Below are 497 nucleotides of genomic sequence, written 5' to 3' on the forward strand. Positions count from 1 at the left end.
CCGGAATCAGGTTCGATTACACTTGGATATGGACGATCAGCAAAGTCCTCATGAGGCCCAGTGGTTCCCCTATTCTGCCGAAGGTAATCAGGTCTGGTATCTCATGCCTGAAAAAGGCGCACAGGTGAAGCTGTATTTTCCAAGTGCAGACGAAGATGATGCGATGGTCATTCAATCCGTGCGGACGAAACCATCGGGTGCTGCGGCCCCTTCCTCTCACGCCGCTCAAGGCGCTGTGGCTGAATCTCCGGTAGAGCGTCACCAGCGTAAAACAGCCGATCCCGGCGTGAAATCCTTTGCGAATCCGCAGGGAAAAGAAATATCCTTGGGCAACTCCGAGCTGTCGATGAGTGCTCAGGAAGGATCACTGTATATTTCCATGAATACCCATCATGGTGTGAGCCTGAATAGTACACAGCGTATACAAATTCAAGCCACAGGCAGTCTTAGTCTTTCAGCCGGAAGCATCCTCCTGAAAGGAACCAACGGCTTACACT

1 pseudogene is annotated in these 497 nt (G+C 51.5%); it reads left to right on the plus strand.

Annotation, left to right across the window (positions count from 1 at the left end):
* Positions 1-497, plus strand: a pseudogene (locus tag ACIFO6_RS24145) (EndoU domain-containing protein); the annotation flags it as partial.

Source organism: Paenibacillus sp. NRS-1781 (assembly GCF_050467745.1).
GTDB classification, from domain to species: Bacteria; Bacillota; Bacilli; order Paenibacillales; family Paenibacillaceae; genus Paenibacillus; species Paenibacillus terrae_A.